This is a genomic window from Coraliomargarita algicola (assembly GCF_033878955.1).
Lineage (GTDB): Bacteria > Verrucomicrobiota > Verrucomicrobiia > Opitutales > Coraliomargaritaceae > Thalassobacterium > Thalassobacterium algicola.
On the sequence record NZ_CP138858.1, the window covers coordinates 2,867,775 to 2,891,487 of the forward strand.

Below are 23,713 nucleotides of genomic sequence, written 5' to 3' on the forward strand. Positions count from 1 at the left end.
AACTACAGCAGTTCTCTGACAGATTCCCGAAAGCGATCCAACTTGGCATCCACAAACTTTCGAATTGTAGGCGCATCTTCCTCAATCAATGGAGTCAGATCCATCGCAAACCACAGTTGATCGACCGTATCCACTGAGTGAGAATCATAAAAAGTCGCATTCGCGCGGCGACGCCCCAGCACGGCTTGGCCATAATCCTTGCCGCCCGCGATCTGTGATTCGAAACAGGCATTCAATTTTTTGGCTAATTCAGGGTGACCACTTACATCCAGCGCCACCTTGTCTTCAGGCGACAACCAGTCTAAATCACGCCAAACTTCGCAGCCATAAACCTTCTTAGGACGCGAGTAGGGAGGCACACGCTGTAGCGCTGCCATCACCGCATGAAACACGGCCACATGGCTCGCATGCTGATCCGCAGGATTGTGCGTATACAAAACCTCCGGTTGTGTCATGAGTAAATAGCGTTCCAACTGATCTACCAATTCCTCGCGTCCTTCAGGATCTTTAACTTGCGCACTGGAAAAGCCGAGCTGCGCCATAAAACTATACTGGCCCAACTCTGCCGCGCGACGTTGCTCTTGCAGGCGAATCTGCTGCATCTCCGCATCAGTTTTATCCGCAAAAGCTCCAGCACGGGCACTCCCCGCACCATCAGTACAAGTGATGCCACTAAACCACGCACCTGCTTGCTCGTAACAGGTAGAAATACCATGAAAAGCCATAAACTCTAGGTCGTCCTGATGCGCTCCGATTCCAAGATGCGAAGTGCGCGCCTGCGCCTCAGGTGCACACACATTGCCAGGTATAAAGAGGTCTGTTTGCTGTGACATAAGATTCTATTTCTGCAACCCAGCCCATACAGGTGCAAGCCAAGCTTGCTAAACTTGACATTAAACAGAGCGACACTGAGCATCCCGCGATGGCAAATTTTACGATTGGACAACGCTGGATCAGCGAAACAGAACCAGAGCTCGGGCTCGGCATTTTAGAAGAGGCCGATCGGCGCCAAGTGCGCATCGTTTTTTCAGCGGCCAATGAGGCGCGCATCTACGCAACGGCCAATGCCCCCATCAAGCGAGTAGAATTCCACGTGGGCGACAGCATCCATTCACAACAAGGCCAGACCATCGTCATAGAGGAAGTCAAAGAAGAAGCGGGAATCCTGACCTATATTGGCGGGGGCGTCGAAGTGCCTGAAATGGAGCTGGCCGACAGTATTAGCTTCAGCAAGCCTGAAGATCGCTTAATCGGGGGACAAATCGATCAATCCGCTGCGTTTAAACTGCGCTACGAAGCCATTACACGCCTCGCTCATGCCAGACAATCGGATGTAGCTGGCTTTGTCGGAGGCCGCATCGACCTAATCCCGCACCAGCTCTATATCGCATCCGAAGTGGCCAATCGCTACATGCCACGCGTCCTCCTTGCCGATGAAGTTGGCTTGGGTAAAACAATTGAAGCCTGCCTGATCCTACACCGCTTACACCTGACTGGCCGCGCAGAACGCATCCTGATCGTACTCCCTGAATCGCTGGTGCACCAGTGGTTCATCGAATTACTGCGCCGTTTTAATCTCTGGTTCACACTCATCGACACAGAACATTGCGAAGCTGTAACCGCGGTGGACCCAGATACGAACCCTTTTAACGAAAAGCAACTGGTCATATGTAGTATCAAGACTCTGACCGAACAGTCGCGCTGGCGAGAATGTGCACTCAACGCTCGCTGGGATATGCTAGTAGTCGACGAAGCACACCACTTGGAATGGACTCCAGAATTCGTCAGCCCTGAATATAAACTCGTCGAGAGCCTGACCCAAAAGAGCCACGGACTACTACTGCTGACCGCCACTCCGGAGCAACTTGGCGCCGAGGGGCACTTCGCGCGCTTACGCCTGCTCGACCCAGAGCGTTACCCTGATTTGGACAAATTTCGCAAAGAGCAAGCCGGCTACTCAAAGGTGGCCGCAGTTGCCAATAAGATCGTAGGCCGCGAACAATTAAACGATGAAGATATCAAATATCTACGCGAGGCTTTCGCTGAACGCAGCGACGACGAATTCCAGCAGCATCTACAAAAGCCACAAGCACTGCTGCAAGAATTAGTGGACCGCCACGGAACAGGACGCGTCATCTTCCGAAATTCACGCGACACCTTAACTGGATTTCCAGAGCGCAAGGGCTCCCCTTGCCAACTCAAGCCACGAGCTAAACTAGCCAAAGCCGAACTGGAGCAGCGACTCTTGCGCGAATTCGACCTGGAAGCTACCGGTTCTAGCACCCCAGAACCTTATGACTTCCGACATGGCCCTCGTATCCTATGGCTGTCCAAACTTCTCAAAGAACTCAGCGACAATGAAAAAGTGCTGCTCATCTGCCGCACTCGTGAAAAAGTCCAAGCCATCTACGATGCACTATTGGAAGAAGTTAATGTCAAAGCGGCACTCTTCCACGAAGAACTCACACTGGTACAACGTGACCGCAATGCTGCATGGTTTGCTGAATCCGACGGCGCAAAAATACTACTCTGCTCTGAAATTGGCAGCGAAGGCCGCAACTTCCAATTTGCCAATCACTTGGTGCTGTTCGATCTCCCCCTCAATCCAGAACTACTGGAGCAACGAATCGGTCGACTGGACCGAATAGGGCAGACCAAGACCATCCAAATCCACATGCCTTACCTCAAGCATAGTTGGACGGAACTACTCATGCGCTGGCACCACGAAGGCTTAAATGGAGTCGAACACTCACTCAAAGGTGGCTATGCCTATATCAATAAATTCGGCGAGTCGATACGCTCACTTGGCCCACGCTATCATATCGCCGACGCTGCGACACTGAAAGAAGCCGATCAACTCATCAAAGAAAGCGCAAGCTTTCGAGAAGACTTGGAACGGAAACTCAGTCAAGGACAAGACAGGCTGATCGCACTCAACTCTTTCCGCGAAGAAGCCTCGGCCGAACTGGTGAGTCACATCCGCACGCTGGATGCGGATCGCACCTTAGACCAATTCATGAACCGAATATTCGACCATTTCGGCGTCAACGTAGAGGACATCGATGCACGCACCTTCCGCCTAGAGCCTGGACAACTCTTTACCGATTCTTTCCCAGAACTACCAGAGGAAGGCATCACAGTCACCTGCGAGCGCACCAAAGCCCTCGGCCGGGAAGACATCGCCTTCTTAACTTGGGACCATCCAATGGTCCGCGGTGCCATCGACCTCACTCTCAGCTCAGAGAAGGGCAATAGCTCAATAGTCGTCTGGTCAGAGCCGGGCATCAAAGCCCCAGCGATCCTAATTGAAGCCATCTATGTACTGGAAAGCGTAGCCCCGCCACGCCTACACGTAGACCGCTTTCTGCCCCCCACACCTGTAAGGGTGTTAATCGATCTAAGCGGCAAGGATTGTAGCGAGGAATACAGTCACGATTACATTAATAAATACTGCAACGACGAAGAGGCCTTCCGCCTGAAACAAGATCCAACACTACTCCAAGCACTGGTCCCACAGATGCTGCGTGCTGCCAAAGAACATGCCCGCACACAAAAATCCGAGCTATTACAAGCTGCCATGCACCAAGCTCACGAACGTCTCGATGGTGAAGCAACACGCCTGAAAGAGCTACGCAAGGTCAACCCCAACGTTCGTGAAGAAGAAATAAGAATCGCAGAAAATGTGATTACCGACGTCACTAAACACATCGCCAAAGCACACCTACGCCTCGATGCCGTGCGCCTGATTCTAGGCGAGCCCGGCTAAAAACCTAGCGAAATCAAAGCACCTAATACACCCGCAGTTAAACCAAAGATCATGTGCCCCAGAAGGTGCAACACCCCCTCCTGCATGGTTGCTTTGCGATAATCTTCCAAAGGGTGCCGTTCACTCGCGTAGAACATCAGCGCATAGCTGGTGATGAGCCCATGAAAGAAACCAAAGCCAAGGCCTAAAAAGATCGCCTGCGGAAATACCAGCGCCCCCATACTCTGCATGATCACGAAATATATGATGCCAAAAACCACGCCGGCACAGGCGTGTATTGCGGTACCCACCGCAGCAGCGTTCTCCAGTTTGCCGGTAAAGAAGCTCCCGAGCGCACGCACCATGTCCGCTCGTCGATCGAAGGAGCGCCCCACAGCACGCATAAATAAGTTCATAACAAAAGCGCCGATCAAACCACAGATCGCACCGAGAATGAGGGCAGTTAGAATATCCATAAGCTAAGCTTAAGGTAGGCAAAACTTATAATAATGTCAAACAAGGCCAACGACTTAGTGAGCACCCGCTTGGGCGCCCCCTAAAACCACAGAAAATGCCGACTCCTCATCGCTTAAAATAGCTCTTTTTGAGTGGCTCCTTTGTTCTCCACAAAACCCTCACGCTCGTCCTCATCATGCAAATGCCTAGGTGCGCGCCTGACTTTTTCATTCAAACTGGCCTCGCATTCCGCCACAATACCCTCACAGATGGTGCGCACGTGTAGTCGTAGCCACTTCGAAGTGGTGCTATTCTCAGTGTAATCGGCAGGACCATACGCATGAATACGTCCCGCTCCCAACAAAGCATCGTTCTGCGCAAACTCAGCTTCGCTGTCGGGATTAAAGACCGCAAAGGCCTTGCCTCCATTACTTTTCACCACCGAAAACACAGGCACATCACTGGGGCCGTCCGCGGTGTATATCATCCGGTCAATCGGCACACGACGATCGACTCGATCCATCGACGCATTGACGTCGATCTGCGGATTCTTGTTACAGCCCTTATTGATCTCAAAAATGAAACGTGTCTTAATGGTATTATCAACGATTGTGCCAATCTGACTAATCTCAAACTCCATGTGGAGTGGTAACTCATTTTGAGTTGAATAATTCGGGGGCAGGGGAGCTTCAATGAATTCACAGCCGAAAATCCCATCCACATAAGGTGCTATCAAACTGCCCTTGATCATCTCCGCTAAGCCTGTGCTGATAATATAGTGCTCCAGCTTGATATTGTGCTTCTTATACTCAGGACGTGACTCGACCACCGCTTGCAAACGCGTGAACAAATCAGGCAGCCCTGGATAAAAACGTAACTCCTTGCCCAACTCGCGCAATCGTTGATTGGTTAAGCCTTTTAAGCAGCCATTCTTCACAAAACTGATCAAGTGATTTAGATAAATGGTATCCTGCGAAACTCGCGTCCCACGCTTCGCATAAATATCGGGCAGCGCATTGACCTCTTTCCAAAACTGCTCTTCGTCGATACCAAAGGTCTCGAAAATAGGTGCCTGCATGTAGCCAGGAATGAGCGTCTTGTCAAAATCCCAGATACAAGCGACAATGTTTTGGCGATGAAGGTTCTTTTTCGTCATTGCAGGTAGAACTCGACTGTTGTGATCTATGTCATTCACTGCAACGCATAATTCAATAGCAGTATTTTTCCCATGCACAAAATTCCCGACATCGCACCTTTCCGTAAAAAGCTCGACGAGCTAAACGACCAGATGGCCGCCCCAGATTTTTATTCTGACCAGCGACGCGCCGCCGACATCTCGCGCGAACAAGTGCGGCTAAGCACCTTGGTCGAAAAATTCGAAGCTTGGCACAGCACGGTGCAACAACTCAAAGAGAACAAGGCCATGGCCGAGGACGAATCCGTCGACGAAGAACTACGCGAGATGGCTCAGGAGGAGCTTGAAAGCCTAGCCGCTCAACGCGACAAGCTAGCCAACGACGTGCTCCGCTTTATGATTCCGCCCGATGCCACCGACAGCCGTAACTCGGTGATGGAAATCCGCGGGGGCGCTGGAGGCGACGAGGCCAACATCTTTGCGGGCGATCTATTCCGTATGTATAGCCGCTACGCCGAAACACGCGGCTGGCGCGTCGAAGTCATGAGCTCCAGCCCCGCAGATGTCGGGGGCTTCAAAGAAATCATCTTCATGATGACTGGTGAGGAAGCTTACAAATATCTCAAATTCGAGAGTGGGGTGCATCGCGTGCAACGCGTGCCCGCCACCGAAACCCAGGGACGCATCCACACCTCCACCGCGACGGTGGCCGTGCTGCCGGAAGCCCAAGAGGTGGACGTCGAACTCAACATGAATGATCTCGATATCTCCACCATGCGCGCCAGTGGGGCAGGGGGCCAACACGTGAACACCACCGACTCTGCGGTCATGATGGTGCACAAGCCCACCGGTGTCACCGTCTACTGCGCCGATGAACGCTCCCAAATTAAAAATCGTGCCAAGGCCTTAACCGTCATGCGCTCCCGCCTGCTCAAGGCGAAGGAGGAAGAAGAGCACGCCAAATACGCCGCCGAGCGTAAGGGCCAAATCGGAACCGGCGACCGCTCCGAGCGCATTCGCACCTACAATTACCCACAAGGACGCCTCACCGACCACCGCATCGGCCTAAGCCTTTCCCTACCCACAGTGGTGGACGGCGATCTCGACGACCTGATCGATGCATTGCAAAATTACGATTACGAAGCGCGCATTCAGAACTTACTTGATCAGCAGACCGCATAACACGAACTTTAAATGCAGCTCTTGAAGAAGGATCAAATTCTACGCGCGCTCCACCGATTAGGCGAAGTTGCCAAATCAACAGCCCACACGACATGCTAAGCATCCGAGAAATCAAAGCGCGCACGGAAACCTTTTTCAAAGAGAAGGGCGTGCCCAATGCGAAGCTCGATACCGACATCTTAATCGCACATTCACTCGGAATGAAGCGCCTCGAGCTCTATCTCGATCTCGATCGCCCGCTGACCGAAGCGCAGCTGTCCGCACTGCGCCCCTTGGTCAAGCGACGCGCCAATCGCGAACCGCTACAGTATATTGTCGGCAATACCGACTTTTATGGTCTGCAGCTCAAAGTGGATCGACGCGCGCTCATCCCGCGCCACGAAACCGAAGAACTGATCGAGCTCATCGTCGAACGCCTCCAGGCCACGCCACAGCGTATCCTGGATTTGGGCACCGGCAGTGGGGCACTTGCCCTCGCGCTAGCCACCCAATATCCGGAAGCCCAGGTCGTAGCCGTCGACCAAAGCACAGAAGCTCTGGAGCTCGCCCGCGAAAATGCCAGCGCGCTGGAGCTCAACGAGCGCGTTCAGTTTCTCGCAGGTAGTTGGTGGACCCCGCTGATGTCCGAAAGTCCTTTCGATCTCATCGTCTCCAACCCTCCGTACCTAACCGAAGCAGAAATGCAGACCGCGGAACCAGAAGTCATCCAACACGAACCACACAGCGCCCTGGTTGCTGGCACCGACGGACTCGACGATTTCCGTGTCCTACTCGAAGGGGCCCCGAAGTTTCTTGCTCCCGGAGGCTTACTGGCGATGGAAACCGGCATCGCACAAAGCGAAGCGCTCAGCGAGATGGCCCAATTAGCCGGCCTGCAAGGTCAAAGCATCGAAGACCTCAGCGGCCGCCCCCGCTTCTTCTTCGCTTCATAAGTTGAATTATCAACAAAGCCTCGCTACCATACGAGTCATGAAAGATAAAAAAATCGGATTCGTTGGCCTAGGCCGCATGGGTGGTAATATGGCTCGCTGCCTCAATGACAAAGGCTACAAGATCACCGCGCTCTACGACATCAACAAAAATGTCGCCACCGAGCTCGCCCAAGAAGTCGACGCGACCGCGTATCAAACGCTCGCCGAAGTCACCGCCCATGCGGACATCATTCTGACTGTCGTGACCAACGATGCCGCAATGCACGCCATATTCTTCGGCGAAGACAACCTCCTCACCGGCGCCGAAGGACGCACCTTCATCAACTGCGCCACCCTCACACCCGCCCTGCATGGTAAGCTCGAAGCCAACGCCGCACAAGTCGGTGCCAAATGCCTCGAAGCCTGCATGGCCTCCAGCATCCCACAGGCACGCAAGGGCGAACTCTTCCTCATGGTCGGTGGTGATGAAGCCGAATTCAAAGCCAACAAAGCTCTGCTCGACGACCTAAGCAAAGCGCTTCACTACGTCGGCCCCGCCGGTAAAGCCTCCGAGGTCAAAGCACTCGTCAACATGGTCATGAACATCAACACCGCCGCCCTCGCCGAAGGCCTCGGCATCGGTGACGCCCTCGGCCTCGACCTCAAAATGCTCTGCGATATCTTTAGCCAGACCGGAGCCAACTCGCGCGTGCTTGAGACCGATGCCGAAGACATGATTCTCCGCGATCACGACTGCTACTTCTCCGCCGCACACGCCGCCAAAGACTCCGGCATCGCACTCGGCCTCGCCGCCAATGCCGGCATCAACGCCCCCCTAGCGCAAGCCACTTTCGAGCAATACACCAAGCTCACCGAAATGGGCAAAGGCGAACTCGACAAGTCCGGCATCGCCGAACTCACCTTCAAAGGCCGCATCTAAAAAAACGTAGGGGCGCCATTTATGACGCCCGCCGAAGCTAAGCCAGAACACCGCGGGCGTCACAAGTGACGCCCCAACTTCCCAATGAATCAAACAATCCAAAATTCCCTCGGCGAAACGCTCGACTACAGCTTCGCCCCCGGCAACTCCGACACCGCAAAAAACGACTGGCTGGTCATTCTCGGCCACGGCGTCACCGGCAATAAAGATCGCCCCCTCATTGTCGATACCGCCAAGGCACTCAATGCCGCAGGTTTTGACACCCTACGCTTCTCCTTCGCTGGCAATGGCGACTCACAAGGTGACTTCCGAGACGCCACCATCTCCAAAGAAGTCGGCGACCTCGCATCAATCCTCGACGCCGTCACCAGCTCGTATTCAAAAATCGCCTACATCGGCCATAGCATGGGCGGCGCTGTCGGCGTCATCCAAGCCTCGCGTGATGCACGCATCAACGCACTCGTGTCACTCGCTGGCATGGTCGATACCAAAACTTTTGCGCAAACCGAGTTCGGCCAAGAAACACCAGACCAAGGTTTGATGTGGGACGAAGCAAGCTGCCCACTCTCCGCAAAGTTTATGCACGACCTCTGCCATACCATCGACAACGTCGCCCCACTGGCCGAAATGATTCATGCCCCTTGGCTGCTCTTACACGGCACCAGCGACGATGTCGTAAGCCCCCAAGACACCGACCTCGTCCAAAGCTTAAAAGGCGACAGCGTCAAAGTCATACGCATAGACGGAGCCGACCACAGTTTCAATCAAGCCGAACATAAAATTCAAATGACTCAAGCCGTCGTCGACTGGCTCAACAATCAGGTCTAACTCCACACAACTGCTCCGCAGCCGCCAAGCCATCTTCAAACGGCCAAGTCGCTTTAAGATTCTGAGCTTCAGTCATCGCGCCCGAATAGAGTAAAAACACCGCGGTTCCAAGACGTTGAGCATCCTTTGCATCCACCAGTGTGCCCACCAACTCAATGAAAAATTTACGCTGAGCACGCTTATATTGATCAATCAAATAAGCCATTTCCGGCTCAGCTTCCGCATCAATACAAGCCGCTGTATTTGCAAACTGACACGCCCGCCAGCCGTTCGCCTCCACCCAGCTGCGCATCGAGAAAAAATACTTTTTCAAGCGACGCTCCCGCTCCCCTGGCCGCTCCATAAAAGTCTCATGCATGATCCGCATGCGCTTCGTTAAACGTTCCAACCAAGCCTGACCCAAGGCAGACTTATCACTGTAAGCACGGTAAAATTCTGATTTCGGCAATCCACTTGCGGCAATCACCTCTTCAATGGAAACAGAGCTATAGCCTTTACGATGAAAAAGCTCGCCAGCTTTCGCCAAAATGATTTCGCGTGGTGGAATATCGGACATATACCTGCACCACATATTGCTAGTCTAGCGTGGTCAAGAAGACACCCGAACAACTATTTCTTTTAAAAATTCCTTACATGTTTTTAACATCCAAAGAGTCGCAGTTGAAACCCAACTGCACTCCGCCTACAAATTAATACAACTAAAACATAATCGTAAAATCAGGAGAATAGCCGTTCTCGCTTTCAATATTTACAACACAGCACATCTCAGCATGCTCCGCCCTTCTTATGAACCGAGTCTATATCAAAACCTACGGCTGCCAAATGAACGAACGCGACTCCGATGCGGTCGCAGCGATGCTTCGTGGCAAAGGATATTCACTCGTCGATAACGAATTCGATGCCGACGTCGTGCTCCTCAACACCTGCAGTGTACGCGACCAGGCCGAGCAAAAAGCCATCGGCAAGGCTGGGCACCTGGCCAAGCGCAAACGCAAAGACCCCAACTTTATCCTAGGCATCATGGGCTGCATGGCCCAAAACCGCGGCGACGAACTCGTCGACAAACTACCCGACCTCGACCTCGTCGTCGGCACACAAAAATTTCACCGCGTACCCGAGCACCTCGATTCCATGATCGCCACGCTCCAAGGCCAAGGGCCGCGCCCCGACACCATTGTCGACCTCGCCGAAGAGCTCGACTCGCAGAACACCATTAAGTCACACGTTGATGACAAGCTGCAAGTCACCGCCTTCGTCAGCATCATGCAAGGCTGCAACATGAAGTGCTCCTACTGCATCGTGCCCAAGACCCGCGGTGCCGAGCGCGCCCGCCCCATGGATGAGATCGTCAAAGAAATCAAAGAACTCGCAGCCAAAGGCACCCGCGAGGTCACCCTACTCGGGCAAATCGTCAATCAATACGGCATCCGCGAATTTCCCTTCGTCGACAAAAAGAGCCCCTTCGTGCAACTCCTAGAGAAAGTGCACGAGATCGATGGCATCGAGCGCATCCGTTTCACCAGCCCGCACCCAGTCGGCTTCAAAGACGACCTCATCGAATGCTACGGCCGTCTGCCCAAGCTCTGCGAGTATTTACACTTCCCCATGCAAAGTGGCAGCGACCGCATACTCAAAGCCATGCGGCGCCCCTACAGCATCGAAAAATTTCGCAGCATCATCAAAAAGATGCGCGCCGTGCGCCCCGACATGTATATTTCCACAGATGTCATCGTCGGCTTCCCCGGAGAGACCGAAGAAGACTTCGAGCTCACCCGCAAGCACTTCGAAGAAATCGGCTTCGACATGGCTTATTTGTTTAAATACAGCGTGCGTCCCGACACCACCGCCGAGCCCCTCGGCGACCCCGTCACCAAAGAGCAAAAAGAAGAGCGCAATCAGATCCTGCTGGAGATCCTCGGTAAACGCTCCCTAGAGCGCAACCAAGCCCTAGTCGGCACCGTCGAAGAAGTCCTCTTTGAAGGCCCCGCCAAAAAAGGCGAAAACATGTTCCTAGGCCGCACCCGCGGCAACCGCGTCGTATTAGTCAAAGCTAGCCCCCGACTAGTCGGGCAATTCGCCCCCGTAAAATTCGAACGCGCCACCGCCAGCACCCTCTTCGGCGAGCTAGTGCTCGAAGGCGTCGAAGCGCAAAGCGCCTAAACACCCATGCCAAAAGTCTCCACTCAATATTTCTCAACCTCTATTTTATAGACCTGTCCCTTATATTGAGGCTTGTAATTAGATAATTAAAAGAGCACTATCTTATTATGCGAACGAAACGGATCACGGCTCAAGGCACGGGGATTTACCATTGTATGTCCCGCACTGTGAACGGGCAGGCGCTTTTTAAACTGAGAGAAATGGAGGTCTTGCGAAAGATGATCCATCAGGTCGCAGATTTTTCGGGCGTCGAAGTGCTTACTTATTGCCTGATGAACAATCACTTCCATGTGCTGGTTCGTGTCTGTCCGGAAGCTAAGGTCTCCGACTCGGAACTGATGCGACGCTATCGGGTGCTCTATGCGAAGCCTTCCTTATATCAAACCGTTTCTGTGATGGAGCAGGAATTAAGAGATGGGGGAGCGGAGGCGGACTTGATTCGACAAAAGCTGCTGGCTCGCATGAATGACGTCTCGGCCTTCATGAAAACCTTAAAACAACGCTTTTCAACTTGGTTTAACAAGACCCATGAGCGCTTTGGGCCCTTATGGGCGGATCGCTTTAAAAGTGTTTTGGTCGAGGGTAAGGGCAACGCGCTGCTGACCATGGCGGCCTATATTGACTTGAATCCTGTGCGAGCGGGACTGGTGAAAGACCCGAAAGATTATCGTTTCTGCGGCTATGCGGAAGCAGTCAGTGGACAACAAAAGGCTCAGCGAGCGTTGAAGTTTCTGACTTTCGGAGCATATGAAGCTTCTAGTAATGAGGCACTTGCGACCTACCGTGAACTGCTCTTTGGCAAAGGTAGTGCGGCTGTGGAACATGCGGCAAACATCGACCGCAAGGCGGCGGTGCGTGTATTGGAAAAGCAGCAAGGTGTCTTGCCGAATGCGGTGCTGCTGCGATGTCGTATCCGCTACTTTACGGAAGGTGCTGTGCTGGGCTCGCGCGAGTTTGTGCAGTCGCATGCAGAGCACTGGAAACGTAGCACAGGGCGCAAACATCCTATAAAACCATCAACTATACAAATGAAAGATAATGAAGCTCTGACTGTGATGAAGCTTTTACGCGGTAAGGCTTACTCTTAATAATCAGGATCTCGAATACTATCAACTTCCACAGTTACTGGGAGAATGGCCTGTTTTTAATTTATAACGACCTTCTATAAAATCTGAAAAATAACAATTAATTCGAGGATGACTGATTGGTTTTCCGCTAGTATCTATTGCTAGGTTTGATTGCGCCACATAAGTACTTAGTCCACCACTATCGTGGACTAAGACATGATACCAGGGCTGCTCTCGTGGAGGCTGAGTTTTATTGGATAGATACCAAGTTTCTCCAGCCATACAACGTGGATCTACAGCAACAATGACTCCGCGATATCCGTAGATCTGATGAATCACTACTAGCCCGAGATCATAATAGATACCCGGTGCCGCTCCACCTTCCATATCTGTAAGTCCTATCAACACAGTCCTTACCTTAGTCAGCTAAAGCGAATCTTCAAGTATTCGACCCAATTGCTTCTAGGATATCCTCAACTGGCCGAATACTGTCAGGGGGAAAAAAACCGTTTATACGATGTATGACTTGCTGGATAATTCCATCGGGGCACGACGCACCTCCAGTTAGCAGGATCCTTGGTTTATCGATCGGTTTTCGAAAGAGCGGCCTATCTTCTTCAACTGTAGACGGCACATTTGTTAAATTGTATGGAAAGATGTAATGACGAACTGCTTCCAGAGATAAGATATTCTTCTCTGACTGAATGTAATGTGCGCGTTCTCCAAAGCGCTCTGCGCATACACGATATAGTTGAAAGGTGTTTGAACTATTTTTTCCACCGACCACAAGGGCTGCATCGATGTTTTGTTCCACAGCTTTATGTAGAGCATCTTGATTAACCTGGGTGGCGTAGCAAAGAGTATCTCCTTTACCTTTGGACCAAAGATGATTCGCAACCTCTGTTTCCCCATACTTACTGGCGATGACATCGCGTAAGTAGTCGATAATACTCAGGGTTTCATTTCGTAAAAGTGTGGTTTGATTCACCACTGCAATTTTTTCCAGATCCTTAAGTGGATCGAAGCCTTTAGAATAAAGCCCAGCAAAAGAGGCTTCGAATAGGGCTAGCTTTTGACTTGGGTCTGCCTGAATTACTTCGGCTAAGCGACGGGCATGCTCCATATTTCGTAGCATCAATGCGGGGCCATAGCTGGAACTATTTGAAAAGGTCGCTTTGGTTTCTTCGTGTTCTGATTTACCGTGTATGAGCACAGTGTAACCTTCTTGCGCGTATCGACGGGCCGCCTTCCAGACTTTCTCAACCAACATACAAGTCGCATCATTTTCGCGTATGGAAAGTCCGCGACGAATAAGGCGGGCCTTATCTTCATTGGTCGCACCAAATGCTGGAATGATTACAATATCATTTTCTGTAAGCTGATTCCAAAGAGCTTCAGGTGCGTCTACGCCAGATGCGATCTGACCATCCGCGCAAAGAGGTAAACCTTTATCCGTCTGTAAATAGCGTAAGCCGCGCGCTAATAAATCCTCGTTTACAAATGGATTATGGATCAACTCGCTAAGCATGAAGACACGCTTATCTGGATGCATAGCTACTGTCTCATAGGCGCGCTCAATCGCATTTTGCACACCGAGACAAAAACCAAAATGGCTGGGAATGACATAGCTAACTGCCCCGAAATCGAGCACTGCAGGTTCTCCAGAGGATTTCTCTTTGGTCCGTCGAGCTTCTTTAATCGCAAGACATAGCGCGCTTTGATAGAGTGCTTCAGATTGTCCATCGATATAGATCGACCGATTGCGCTCTTTAGTCGTGCGGAATCGATAAATATACTCATTCTCTCCCATTCCTAGATAGGGAATACGATATAATTGATCATCAATGGATTTGAGAACCTGCTCCAAATCAGTCGCTTTCGGAAGGGAATTCAGATTATGAATCGTCTGCCAATTACCTTCAGCGTGTTGTGAACTGCTAAGCAATGCACATAGAATCGGTTGCGTGCCAGCGGATGTTTCAAGTTTGGCAAGTTCGTGCCAGCTGTGATCACTTGCATCCATAGACGCGAGTCCATAAAGACCATCCGCCCTTAGTGTCACTAAAAGGTGATTGCTGGAATCAAAAAGCAGTCGAATCGGTTCCATAAGGATATTCTTAAAGCCAGTGAAAGGTAACAGGCTTATCGATCTCTGAACTGAGACTGTGGTGAACGGGGCAACCTTTAGCCGCCAGTTCGATTTTGCGCTTCGTTTTATCATCGAACTTAGCAGGCAGCCACACCTCAGTGCTTAGTCTAATAATACGGCGAGGCTTGTATTTGGACATCTCTTTATTCACTTCGATACGCATACCAGTAAGGTCAAACCCAAGCTTCTCCATTTGCATACCGATAATTGTAGCCATACAGGAGCCTAGCGCCGCCGCACACAGATCTGTGGGCGAGGCTGCTTCGCCTTTGCCATTATTATCGATGGGCGCATCGGTGGTGAAAGATTGACCGGAAGGCTCATGGCTAACTTTGCAGCGCAGTGAACCTTCGTATTTAACTGTCATTTGAACCATTTGAGCGAGATTGCTAAAGAAACCGAGCGGGTCAATCCGTATGCTGCTCAAGATTAAGAAAGACTAAAAAATAATAGCTCCTATTCAAAATTAACGCCGTCTTTAGCGGAATCTTTCAAGCCACATTCTGCGATTGCACAGAGCGCTAAGGGAGCTACAGTGATGGCTTATTTCGAGATCCACTCACGATACCTTAACATGTTTCAAGTCAATTTCAGCGAACAAAGTATGCACGAGCTCAACCAGCTCGACACACGCTCTCAAATGCTACTGGTCGAAGTAGTGAGTACTCTTAAGCAGGAGCAGCTGGACAATCCCAACGAGGACCTTGGCTGTTTCCATCGTAATGGGAAAACATATTATCGCGTGCGGGCAGGCGAATTTCGCATCTATTTTGAGCAAGATGGGGATGCGCTCTTTGCGCACTATATTTTGCACAAAAACACGCTTTCCGACTTTATTTTCCGTTTCAAGCTACCTTTCACTGAAGAATTTATGCTCGAACAGGAAGATTCCTTCTGGAAATACCTCGAATCACTCCGACATAAGGACGAGGTCGAAGATTAAATTGCCCTCTCCATCTCTATGACTCAAGCCAACGAAGAGCCCGAAGAACCTGAACCATCGCGTCATAAATACGCAGATTCCGGGGAAGCCAGCCACATTTATCTCCTCCCCAACAGCTTAACCGCTGGGAATCTTTTTTTTGGCTTCTTAGCCATATTGCGTTGCATACAAGCTAACTACGCCACCGACCCCAGCGTTGTCTCTGACAATTACAAACAAGCTGTTTGGTTCATTCTTTTTGGGGTTATATGCGATGCCTTGGATGGACGTGTTGCTCGATTAGGTGGCCGGGAATCATTATTTGGCAAGGAGTTTGATTCGATCGCAGATATCATCTCCTTCGGTGTCGCGCCCGCTCTCATGATGATCTTTCTGGTGCTGACGCCTACGGTCGAAAAATATCCGATCTTTTTACAAATTAGCTGGCTGATTGGATTTGTATACTTGCTATGTGCAGCCGTTCGGCTCGCGCGTTTTAACGTGCTGACTCACCCGATGCTTCCTCCGGCCGAGAGGTTGAAAGGCACCAATGACTTTTTGGGCCTGCCGGTGCCTGCGGCGGCTGGGATGATTGCCTCGATCGTATTAGTCATCACCAGCCTCAAAACCCCCACATACGACTCCCGTAGCCTGGCGCTACTGATCCCTCCCTTCATGCTAGCGATCGCTTATCTGATGGTGAGCAATATACAGTATCCCAGCTTCAAAAACGTCGATTGGCAAACACAGACAAAGTTTCGCTCCTTCATCGCTCTGATTCTAGGCTTGGGCACTGCTTTCTTCTTCAAGGAATTCTTTTTTGCGCTGCTGTTTTTTACTTACATAGCCTATGGGCCCATCCGTCATTTCGTCCGCATCTACCGTGCTCGTAAAAATCTCAAGTTAGGCCCCAATAAAGGCAGTGAATAACTTGGGAATAAGTGCGAATAGTCTGTGGATTTCTAAAAAGTTATTCCCATTGTTCACTCTCCTCATTTTTAATTCACCCTCTTTTACACATAAAATTTATTTCGCAAATGACTTGTCGGCAGAGACTTGATGAGTTGTTCTACTTAATCCACCCCCTTACTGTTACTAAGAGATTTAAATATATAAAAAGAACTATTATATAAGCATTGCCAGTAAGTCCAAAAAAACGCCAAATTCTCCACCATGAAGTTCAAGATCAACCAGGATCATTTTAGCAACGGCCTCCAACAAGTTCTCAACGTTGTTGCGACTCGTTCTACCATGCCCATCCTCAGCAATGTGCTGATCGAAGCCGAGGAGGGTCACATTTCGCTGACTACAACCAACCTTGACCTTGGCATTCGTTGCCGAATCAAGGCTGAGGTTTCTGAACCTGGCAGCACGACATTGCCAGTTCGCAAATTGGCGACAATCGTGCGTGAGCTTCCGGTCAACGAGGTATTTGTTGAAACCAGTGATAGCAACCAGGCGAAGATTACATCGGGTGGTTCACTTTTCAAAATCATGGGTTTGAGTGCTGAGGAGTTTCCACCGTTGCCTACTTTTGAGAATCGTAAAGTCTTTGAGCTTTCGCAGGACAAAATCGTAAACATGCTCAAGAGCGTGTCTTACGCTCAATCCACGGATGAGAATCGCTACATCCTCAACGGTGTATACTTTAACTTTGCGGATGAGAAATTGACGCTGGTGGCGACGGATGGACGCCGTCTTGGTTTGACTGCGCTGGAACTAGAAATCAGCGAAGACAATGCGGGCAGCCTAATTTTGCCTGCCAAGACAGTGGGCGAGCTGGAGCGTTTGATGGGCAAGGGAGAAGCTGTGAAGGTCGCCTTCAACGATCGTCAGGCAGCTTTTGAAATCGCGATCGATGAAGCGGGCGATTCCGGTTTGATTGACCACCTCTATCTCGTATCCAAGATTGTAGAAGGTAACTACCCGAATTATCGTCAAGTCATCCCTAAGGAAACAGAGCACCGAGTCAAAATCGAGCGTGAGTTAATGCTTGAATGCGTGCACCGTGCAGCTTTGGTGACATCGGACAAGAGTAACTCTGTAAAGCTTAAGGTGAGTAAGAACCTGCTGGAAATCTCTGGCTCGTCGACTGAATATGGTGAATCGCACGAATCGATGGCGATCGCTTATGATGGCCCTGAGGTGCAAGTCGCGTTCAATCCACAATTTTTAATGGAGCCGCTTAAGGCTTTGACTAAGGATGAGGTCTTCTTCGAGTTCAAGGATGAGCTCAGCCCGGGGCTATTCAAGACATTGGATAACTTCATCTGTGTGATCATGCCACTGCGCTTGAACTAATTTAAGCGACCATAACACATTTTATGAAGGACGGTCGTTCAGGCCGTCCTTCTTTGTTTTAGACTATGTTTACTGAATCTTCAGAAATCTATCAATGGCTACTATTTATGGTGGCGATCGTGACAGTCTTGTTACCAATGCTTGGTAACCGCCTATCGATGCCTGCTTTTATCGTGTTAGGGCGTTGGACGCGGTGGTTCCTCTTCGCTGCTTTATTTGCCTATTTTCTGAAAGTATTTGGTCTCTCCTATCGTCCAGACTGGGTGCATTTTGTGACAGGGCTGGCTCTTTGGTTTGTATTGGAGACGGGGTATAATTGGATCGCAATTAAAGCGCTCAGCCGCAGTGAATTACCGCTATTTCCAGAGTTTTATGAGAATGTTGACGGCGATGAATGGCCGGCAGATGCACGTTTTATTGAACTCAAGGATTGGTTGCGCACTGAAAAGTATAGTCGGCTTAAAGCTCTGAAGGCAGAACTGTTTGAAGGCACCTTTTTACGTGCATCAATTTATGAAAGCACGGATGGGCTGACGCGCATACAAATCTTATTTTTACCGAAGCGCAAAGGCGGTGCGATTGCTTGTTATACGATCAGCACGCAGTCAAAAGATGGTGAGCGCTTGATTACGGATAATCTTTTCCTTCCATATGGAGGCTATTATCCAGAGAGTTGGAATATGTGCCGCAAACCATTAATTGGTTCTTTAAAACGCCTGCTACTTTTACATCGAAAACGTTTGTTGGCTTCTGGTTTTGAACCCGTTCCAGTCGAAGAGGATGCTTTAGTTGAGTTAAATGATCAGCAACGCATACTTGAGCGGCTCAATGTAGAGACTGGGTTTTTAGTGCCACGTCCGCGCCAGGAAGAGGATGGTAAGATTACCTATGAAGGCCGCTACAGGCTTTGGAAGGAAATGTGGATGTTAGCTTACCTGGGCAAATCAGTGGCCTAGTCGGGAGACCTCTCTGATTACAGCGAATCTTTTATAGGCACAAAAAAGCCCCCTAAAGAGGGGGCTTTGAAAGTTGAAAGCGTTTAGCTTCTATTTATGTGACCGCTCGTTGCGAGCAATTACATTTCCAATTGTGGGCGATCTGCCTTGGGCCAGTCGATGTGGTAGAACTTGCCACGAGGCTCATCGGTGCGCTCGTAAGTGTGGGCACCAAAGTAGTCACGTTGAGCTTGCAGAAGGTTTTGCGGCAAGCGCGAGCTACGGTAGCCATCGAAGTAAGACAGCGCGGAGCTGAAGGTTGGGATGGATACACCGTGTGTGGCGGCTAGAGCCACGACTTTACGCCAGCTCTTTTGGGCGGTGTGGATGGCTTCGCTGAAGTATGGGTCCAGCAGAAGGTTGGCGAGATTCGGATCACGCTCATAGGCTTCTGTGATCTTTTGCAGGAAGGCCGCACGAATGATGCAACCACCGCGGAAGATTTGTGCAATCTCACCGAAATTGAGCTTCCAGCCATATTCCTCTTGAGCGTAAGCCATCAATTGGAAGCCTTGTGCATAGGAGCAGATCTTGGAGGCGTAAAGAGCCTCGCGGATCGCTTCGACCATTTCAGCCTTGTCGCCAGTGAAGGCTTCGGCCTCAGGGCCTTTAAGGATCTTTTCCGCAGCAACACGTTCGTCTTTAACGGCTGATAGGCAGCGAGCAAAGACGGCTTCGGCTACGGTGGGTGCAGGTGTGCCCATGTCGAGCGCATTGACAGAGGTCCATTTACCTGTGCCCTTCTGACCCGCTGTATCGAGCACGATGTCGACGAATGGTTTGCCAGTTACGGGATCGGTTTGCTTCAGAATGTCGGCTGTGATTTCGATCAGGAAGGAGTCGAGGTCGCCCTTGTTCCACTCAGTGAAGATGTCGCCCATCTCTGCCGGAGAGAGTCCCAACACATTTTGCATGAGGTCATAAGCCTCGCAGATCATCTGCATGTCACCGTATTCGATGCCGTTGTGGACCATCTTAACGTAGTGTCCGGCACCGTCTGGACCGATATAGGCGGTGCAACTGAAACCACCTTCGACAGGCTTGCCAGCTTCGGCGCCTTCGAGTGGTTTACCAGTTTCTGGGTCTACTTTGGCTGCGATCGCTTTCCAAATGGGCTCTAGGTGCGACCAAGCTTCCTTGCTGCCGCCTGGCATTAGAGACGGACCAAAGCGAGCGCCTTCTTCTCCGCCGGATACTCCGGAACCGATGAAACGAAGCCCTTTTTCTGTAAGCTCTTTTTCGCGCCGGATGGTGTCGTCCCACTTGGCGTTGCCACCGTCGATGATGATATCACCTTCTTCAAGAAGGGGAATTAAGCCTTCGATCACCTTGTCTGTCGCCCAACCTGCTTGCACCAGAATGATGATTTTACGAGGACGTTTGAGCGAGGCGACAAAGTCTTTGAGCTCGGCTTGACCGACTAGGCCACCCGGCGTGTCGGGGTTAGCCGCGACGAATTCTTCCATTTTGGAAGTCGTCCGGTTATAAACGGAAATCTTAAAGCCATGGTCGGCGATGTTAAGAGCCAGATTTTGGCCCATTACTGCGAGGCCAATCAGGCCAATATCGGAGGTTGCTTCAGACATAATTTGTATGGATTAAAAGTTGAATTAGGAAATCCAGCTCCAAAGTCTACGCAAGGGCAGACTGGGAAAGAGGCATGAATTATCGTCATATCTGGGATACATTTGATTAAAACGAACCAAAATAGCGCGTTATACTATGAATGAAAATTATATAATCCCGAGATTTTTTGCATAAATGCGCAGTTTGAGGTCCATTAGTAAGCTCTGATTGAAGCGTTACAGTCATGCGTAAATTGACTATTTGAATTGTCATTCAGAAAAATGCCTTCAAACGTAGGCGCCATGGAAGTAGTGGCAGGTATCTCTAAAGAATGGCGTCGTCGTATGCTATTTATGTTTTTTATGATCTTCGGTATGGCTGCCTGGTTTTTATCGGATGGCTATATCATGTGGCCGAACGAGGCGCAGCGCTATGGAGAGTATGCAGAAATCAAGGATGCTTTGATTGAGTCAGGAGACGCGGTAGATGAAGAAAGTTCTTCAGTAAAGCTCGCTTGGCAACGCCATGCCCGCGAGGCAGGTTATCGCAGTAATGTGCCAAAGGAGCGCACTGATGCAGATATTCATGAACAGCGCGTTATTGGCTGGGTGATGATGTGCGGCTCTTTGTTATTTGGTGCATGGATAGCATGGAATCATACCCGTAAGGTGCGCGCAGAGGGAGAGCTAGTGATCGGTGCTTCTGGTGAGCGTGTCGAGTTGGACTCCATTACAGGCATGGACCGTAAGAAGTGGAAGAATAAGGGGATCGCTTATGCCATTTACGATGATGGGGGGAAATCCCGCCGGCTATGCTTGGATGAGCATAAGTTCAAAGGCTGTGAAGCGATCATTTTAGAGGCAGAGAAGCGTATCAAAGCGCGTGCTGAAGCAACACAGTCAGCGTCCAATTAGAGTTTAACGTGGGTGCTAGTAAGGATGCTCGTTTTTGGGCTGAACTATAAATTTACTTTGCCTAAATCGTGAGAAAGTGCTGAGGCTTGTACTTTGCGGTCTCTGTTGGACCGTTCTGACAACTTATGAAGCCACACGCTTACAAACCACGTTTCCTTGAATTATTGTGCAATCGTCCTAGTGGCGCCGACATCGGACGCGAGGCCGCCGCGGGGCTCACGGTCGGTTTAATTGCTCTACCGCTGGCACTTGCCCTAGGCATTGCGAGTATTCCAGTCGGGGCGGACACTCCTTACTCCGCGCCGGCATTGGGGATCTATACGGCGATTATCGCTGGTTTTTTAATTTCCGTATTCGGAGGTAGTCGGGTGCAGATCGGCGGGCCGACCGCGGCCTTTATCCCGATTGTGCTACTCATTGTGCAAGCGCATGGCTATGTCGGCCTGTTGTTGGCGACGATGATGGCTGGCATCATATTGATTTTAATGGGCTTTGCGCGGCTGGGCACTTTGATCAAATACATTCCTTGGCCCGTTACCTCGGGCTTTACCACTGGTATTGCGGTGGCGATTATGGTCACTCAGGTGGTTGATTTTAGCGGTATTCATGGAGAGACTGCGATCCCGGGCGAGTTTTTTGAAAAAGTAGAATGGCTGTGTCACCATTTGGGAACTTTAGATGCGATGACTGTTCTGGTCGCACTACTTTCCTGTGCGGTTATATTCTTTTGGCCGCGTATAGGTTGGAAGCGCCTTCCAGGTTCGATTGTGGCCATGTTGCTCGGCACCTTGGCGGTGTGGGGCTTGAATCAGCTGGAGGGCGTTCAGATCGCCACTGTGGGCTCGCGATTCGGCGATTCGGCGATTCCGGCGCATTTGCCCAGTTTTATGATGCCTGCAGTTTCGGTGGAAATGATACGGGAGTTGATTATGCCAGCCACGGCGATCGCGATTTTGTGTTCGATTGAGTCTTTGCTCTCGGCGGTGGTGGCCGATGGTCTGACTAATCAGCGGCATGATAGTAACTCGGAGCTGATCGGCCAAGGTATCGCGAATTTGATTTGTCCCTTCTTCGGAGGTTTGCCTGCGACCGGCGCGATTGCACGCACTTCGGCTAATATTCGTAATGGCGGCCGTACTCCTTTGGCTGGGGTTGTGCATGCGCTTTCATTGTTGGCTATTGTACTGCTCTTTTCCTCTTTTGCGCGATATATCCCGATGCCGACCATGGCTGCAGTGCTGGTGATGGTGGCCTTGCACATGGGGGAGTGGCGGGCTTTAAAGGAAATCAAGCGCATGCAAACGGGGGATGCTTTGGTTCTATTGACGACTTTTGCGCTAACGGTGATCTTTGATTTGGTGGTGGCAATTGAGATTGGTATGGTCTTGGCAGCCTTGCTGTTTATTCGTCGCGTTTCAGAGACTACGGAGGTCAGCCGTGTGACGCACAATGATGTCTTGGAATCGCCCGAGCACGTTGCGCAAGGTAAAGCGATTCCCGAGGGCGTGCTGGTGTATCGTATTTTTGGCCCCTTCCTATTTGGTGCTGCCGATAAGATGCAAGACGCGCTGGAGGAATTGTCCGACTATCCTAAAGTGATCATCTTGCGCATGCACTTAGTGACCGCAATGGATACCACTGCGCTTTATGCCTTAGTCAATTTAGTCGAACGGATGCGGGAGAGAGGAACGTCGATCGTTGTGAGCGGAATCCATCGGCAGCCCTTGGAACTTCTACGTAAATCGGATTCGCTGAAAACGCTGGGAATCGATAATTTCTGCGGCCACTATGACGAAGCGCTTAATCGTGCGCAGCAGTTGATCGCCGAGAGCAAATAGCAATTTTAGCGGGCATGGACTTGCGGGATCAGTTTGTTGGTCAAAGTAAGGCCGCCGGAACTGACGCCTTTGCATGCCAGCATTTGATTTGTCAGTTCACGCAGGTTCTGCACCGGGCCCTGGGCTAATACCACTTCCATTATGTACTGGCCCTCAAGTAATACATGTTGGCTACTGATGCACTCTTGCACGTACTGACGTTGGATTTTGGCTAGCTGCTGTAGCAGTCCCGTCTTTCCCGTGTCATAAATAAGAGTGATCGTTCCGGCCATGATGGCCGAGTTGTCTTCTTGTTTATGTTGGATGAGGCTCTCCTCAATCATCTCAGCAATGGCTTGCGAACGGTTTTGAAAGCCACGGGAGTCCACCATGTCGTCCAGCGCAGTCGCCAATTTCGCTGGCAGTGAGATACTTATGCGCTGAGCGAGTGTTCTGTTCGTTTTTTGTACAGTCTTCATACGATTTATATTTAAAATTCAAATCGTAATACTTTTTGCAATAATAATATTACTATTTTTAACACTTATGTGTATTGGCATGCTTCGTGCAAGACTGCAGTGGATCGTTGGCAGCTTCTGTTGACGGTATGTTCTTCTCACTGACA

At 50.6% G+C, this 23,713-nt stretch carries 22 protein-coding genes; 13 read left to right on the top strand and 9 right to left on the bottom strand.

Annotated features, from left to right (window positions below; all coding sequences use genetic code 11):
• Positions 1-2 precede the first annotated feature (2 nt).
• Positions 3-833 carry a PIG-L deacetylase family protein gene (locus tag SH580_RS11610; protein WP_319831043.1) on the bottom strand — a complete coding sequence of 277 codons (831 nt, stop codon included), beginning with the start codon at positions 831-833 and terminating at the stop codon, positions 3-5.
• Positions 834-922: 89 nt separating this feature from the next.
• On the opposite strand from SH580_RS11610, the gene rapA reads away from it, so the two are divergent.
• Positions 923-3,766, top strand: coding sequence for an RNA polymerase-associated protein RapA (rapA, locus tag SH580_RS11615; RefSeq protein ID WP_319831044.1), 2,844 nt, complete (start codon positions 923-925; stop codon positions 3,764-3,766).
• On the opposite strand, the gene SH580_RS11620 is transcribed toward rapA, so the two are convergent.
• A complete protein-coding gene (locus tag SH580_RS11620; RefSeq protein WP_319831045.1) occupies positions 3,763-4,221 on the bottom strand; it encodes a hypothetical protein in 459 nt (152 codons plus the stop codon). The two genes, rapA and SH580_RS11620, sit on opposite strands and share 4 nt — an antisense overlap.
• A 113-nt stretch (positions 4,222-4,334) precedes the next feature.
• Positions 4,335-5,357: an HAD family hydrolase gene (locus SH580_RS11625; protein WP_319831046.1), complete on the bottom strand. Its 1,023-nt coding sequence runs from the start codon at positions 5,355-5,357 to the stop codon at positions 4,335-4,337.
• A 72-nt stretch (positions 5,358-5,429) separates the two neighbouring features.
• Here SH580_RS11625 and prfA point away from each other — a divergent pair, with 72 nt between their 5' ends.
• The 4 genes from prfA to SH580_RS11645 all read left to right on the top strand — a co-directional run bounded on the left by prfA (position 5,430) and on the right by SH580_RS11645 (position 9,197).
• Complete coding sequence (gene prfA / locus SH580_RS11630; RefSeq protein WP_319831047.1) at positions 5,430-6,518, top strand: peptide chain release factor 1; 1,089 nt, start codon at positions 5,430-5,432, stop codon at positions 6,516-6,518.
• Between the two features lie 92 nt (positions 6,519-6,610).
• Positions 6,611-7,450, top strand: a complete 840-nt coding sequence (gene prmC / locus SH580_RS11635; protein WP_319831048.1) for a peptide chain release factor N(5)-glutamine methyltransferase — start codon at positions 6,611-6,613, stop codon at positions 7,448-7,450.
• Positions 7,451-7,487: 37 nt separating this feature from the next.
• Positions 7,488-8,369, top strand: coding sequence for an NAD(P)-dependent oxidoreductase (locus SH580_RS11640; protein ID WP_319831049.1), 882 nt, complete (start codon positions 7,488-7,490; stop codon positions 8,367-8,369).
• A gap of 84 nt (positions 8,370-8,453) precedes the next feature.
• Positions 8,454-9,197 carry an alpha/beta hydrolase gene (locus tag SH580_RS11645; RefSeq protein WP_319831050.1) on the top strand — a complete coding sequence of 248 codons (744 nt, stop codon included), beginning with the start codon at positions 8,454-8,456 and terminating at the stop codon, positions 9,195-9,197.
• Here the strand turns inward: SH580_RS11645 and SH580_RS11650 are convergent.
• Positions 9,181-9,753: a TetR/AcrR family transcriptional regulator gene (locus SH580_RS11650; protein WP_319831051.1), complete on the bottom strand. Its 573-nt coding sequence runs from the start codon at positions 9,751-9,753 to the stop codon at positions 9,181-9,183. The two genes, SH580_RS11645 and SH580_RS11650, sit on opposite strands and share 17 nt — an antisense overlap.
• Before the next feature lie 230 nt (positions 9,754-9,983).
• Here SH580_RS11650 and miaB point away from each other — a divergent pair, with 230 nt between their 5' ends.
• Positions 9,984-11,357, top strand: a complete 1,374-nt coding sequence (miaB, locus tag SH580_RS11655) for a tRNA (N6-isopentenyl adenosine(37)-C2)-methylthiotransferase MiaB (protein WP_319831052.1) — start codon at positions 9,984-9,986, stop codon at positions 11,355-11,357.
• 107 nt (positions 11,358-11,464) lie between these two features.
• Positions 11,465-12,445, top strand: a complete 981-nt coding sequence (locus SH580_RS11660; RefSeq protein ID WP_319831053.1) for a transposase — start codon at positions 11,465-11,467, stop codon at positions 12,443-12,445.
• A 21-nt stretch (positions 12,446-12,466) separates the two neighbouring features.
• Here SH580_RS11660 and hspQ read toward each other — a convergent pair whose 3' ends face one another.
• Genes hspQ through SH580_RS11670 form a run of 3 tightly spaced genes read right to left on the bottom strand, consistent with a single transcriptional unit; the run spans position 12,467 to position 14,940 of the window.
• Positions 12,467-12,811: a heat shock protein HspQ gene (gene hspQ / locus SH580_RS22030; RefSeq protein WP_345786226.1), complete on the bottom strand. Its 345-nt coding sequence runs from the start codon at positions 12,809-12,811 to the stop codon at positions 12,467-12,469.
• Between the two features lie 52 nt (positions 12,812-12,863).
• The gene (gene ispH / locus SH580_RS11665) at positions 12,864-14,531 is read right to left on the bottom strand and encodes a 4-hydroxy-3-methylbut-2-enyl diphosphate reductase (RefSeq protein WP_319831054.1); all 1,668 of its coding nucleotides are present in this window, start codon (positions 14,529-14,531) and stop codon (positions 12,864-12,866) included.
• Between the two features lie 10 nt (positions 14,532-14,541).
• Positions 14,542-14,940 (bottom strand): OsmC family protein, encoded by a 399-nt coding sequence (locus tag SH580_RS11670; protein ID WP_319831055.1) that lies wholly within the window; start codon positions 14,938-14,940, stop codon positions 14,542-14,544.
• A gap of 207 nt (positions 14,941-15,147) precedes the next feature.
• On the opposite strand from SH580_RS11670, the gene SH580_RS11675 reads away from it, so the two are divergent.
• The 4 genes from SH580_RS11675 to SH580_RS11690 all read left to right on the top strand — a co-directional run bounded on the left by SH580_RS11675 (position 15,148) and on the right by SH580_RS11690 (position 18,752).
• Positions 15,148-15,516, top strand: a complete 369-nt coding sequence (locus SH580_RS11675) for a type II toxin-antitoxin system RelE family toxin (protein WP_319831056.1) — start codon at positions 15,148-15,150, stop codon at positions 15,514-15,516.
• Positions 15,517-15,534: 18 nt separating this feature from the next.
• The gene (gene pssA / locus SH580_RS11680) at positions 15,535-16,425 is read left to right on the top strand and encodes a CDP-diacylglycerol--serine O-phosphatidyltransferase (protein ID WP_319831057.1); all 891 of its coding nucleotides are present in this window, start codon (positions 15,535-15,537) and stop codon (positions 16,423-16,425) included.
• A 243-nt stretch (positions 16,426-16,668) separates the two neighbouring features.
• On the top strand, positions 16,669-17,796 hold the full coding sequence (dnaN, locus tag SH580_RS11685) for a DNA polymerase III subunit beta (RefSeq protein ID WP_308951805.1): 1,128 nt from the start codon (positions 16,669-16,671) through the stop codon (positions 17,794-17,796).
• Between the two features lie 65 nt (positions 17,797-17,861).
• The gene (locus SH580_RS11690; protein WP_308951806.1) at positions 17,862-18,752 is read left to right on the top strand and encodes a hypothetical protein; all 891 of its coding nucleotides are present in this window, start codon (positions 17,862-17,864) and stop codon (positions 18,750-18,752) included.
• 119 nt (positions 18,753-18,871) lie between these two features.
• Here the strand turns inward: SH580_RS11690 and gndA are convergent, their stop codons facing one another.
• Entirely contained in the window at positions 18,872-20,377 is a 1,506-nt protein-coding gene (gene gndA, locus SH580_RS11695; RefSeq protein WP_319831058.1) for an NADP-dependent phosphogluconate dehydrogenase, read from the bottom strand.
• Between the two features lie 261 nt (positions 20,378-20,638).
• Here gndA and SH580_RS11700 point away from each other — a divergent pair, with 261 nt between their 5' ends.
• Together SH580_RS11700 and SH580_RS11705 are read left to right on the top strand one after the other, a co-directional pair.
• Positions 20,639-21,271, top strand: coding sequence for a hypothetical protein (locus SH580_RS11700; RefSeq protein ID WP_319831059.1), 633 nt, complete (start codon positions 20,639-20,641; stop codon positions 21,269-21,271).
• 125 nt (positions 21,272-21,396) lie between these two features.
• Positions 21,397-23,109, top strand: coding sequence for a SulP family inorganic anion transporter (locus SH580_RS11705; RefSeq protein WP_319831060.1), 1,713 nt, complete (start codon positions 21,397-21,399; stop codon positions 23,107-23,109).
• Positions 23,110-23,114: 5 nt separating this feature from the next.
• On the opposite strand, the gene SH580_RS11710 is transcribed toward SH580_RS11705, so the two are convergent.
• Positions 23,115-23,567 (bottom strand): CopG family ribbon-helix-helix protein, encoded by a 453-nt coding sequence (locus tag SH580_RS11710; RefSeq protein WP_319831061.1) that lies wholly within the window; start codon positions 23,565-23,567, stop codon positions 23,115-23,117.
• Positions 23,568-23,713 lie beyond the last annotated feature (146 nt).